The sequence below is a fragment of the Vibrio sp. OPT46 genome (assembly GCF_015163535.1).
Classification (GTDB): Bacteria; Pseudomonadota; Gammaproteobacteria; order Enterobacterales; family Vibrionaceae; genus Vibrio; species Vibrio alginolyticus.
This window is the reverse complement of the sequence record NZ_JADDYG010000840.1, coordinates 1-1419: the sequence shown is the minus strand read 5'-3', so window position 1 is coordinate 1419 and position 1419 is coordinate 1. Positions and strand designations below refer to the sequence as shown.

The 1419-nt window shown below is 41.6% G+C and carries 1 pseudogene; it reads left to right on the top strand.

Annotation, left to right across the window (positions count from 1 at the left end):
• Positions 1 to 996 (top strand): annotated as a pseudogene (locus IQR33_RS29255) (DNA repair protein); the annotation flags it as partial.
• Between the last annotated feature and the right edge of the window lie 423 nt (positions 997 to 1419).

Genomic DNA, 1419 nt, shown 5'->3' with positions numbered 1-1419 from the left:
TCCCTATTAACTAAAGTAAATGAGTGCCAAACTCAAATTGATTTAGCTAACAACAAGCTGGCTGAGATAAAAGAAAAAAATGCTCAGTACTTCTCTCTTGTAGAAGACAGAAAGGTTTTCGCACAAGCGTATAAAAACTATCTTGACACGCAGAAAGATGAGATAGACAGCGCATTTACTACCTTAGGTATGCCGCAGCAATCATGGAATGATGAACAAAACCAGCTAGTACAAGACATACTAACTGACATCAATATCTATGGCTCTGTGTCATTCAATCTAGAGAAGTTTTACGGTGGGCTCTTCAATTGCATCAACAGAGGCAAGTTCCGAGAGACATCAACCCTAACATCTTTGACACGGCTCAATCAGACATTCAATGTCCACAATATTGATGATTTCTTCAAGCTAATAATGAATGAAGAAATCATTACAATTCCAGAGGTTGCTGTTCCTATATCTCTTGAAGATTTCTGCTGGAGGCAAGAGTACTTCAACCAGTCAGGCAGATTTGAGCTACTAGACTATCTATACAAACCAATCTCGGTACAGACCTACCTTCATGTGAATGCTGAGTTTAAGTATAAGAACAAGACTGTTGATAAGCTCTCTGTTGGCCAGAGAGGTACATTCTATGTATGCCTCAAGCTAGCAACTGATCCTTTTGGTTCACCATTCATATTTGACCAGCCAGAGGACGATCTAGATAACGACTTCATCATGAAGCAGCTAGTTCCTCTCTTCAGAAAAATCAAAAAATATCGCCAAGTGGTTATCGTAACGCACAATGCAAACTTGGTTGTAAACAGCGATGCTGAGCAAGTTATTATAGCCAACAACGAGGATGAAGTTCTTAGCTATCAAGCTGGGGCAGTTGAAGATGGCCCTTTAAGTGCTTCCAACAGTATTCGAACTCGTGTGTGTGAGATCCTCGAAGGTGGTGGTTATGCATTCGAGCAGCGCGAGAAAAAATATGGTTTAACAATTGGACGATAAGCCACACAGTGAGCTAGTAGAGCGGGCTTGCCCCCGCTCTACTGTAACTGACTTAACCAAGAGCGCAGTAAGAAATAGCTCTTTGAATCGTCATTAGTTCTCTAGATAACTTAAAGCCCGGATAAACTGAAGTAATCCGAAACAGACTATCTCAAATTAAAGCTCTTAATCATTTCTCTCCCAAATCAACAGGGACTTCAAACCATAAATATACACGGTATCCACCACCTAAAGCACACCACAAGCCGCTGTTACTACACCAATAACCTTAACTACCTCACTCGCTTTAACTCGAATGAAGCGAGCTTCGCTCGCAAAGAATCAAACTCCATTTCGCGTCTTCGACGCTAACGAATTAGGGCTTCGCCCTAAATGTTTCTACTCCTTGGTGGCTTCGCCACTGCTAAGACCCCCTGGAAAAAA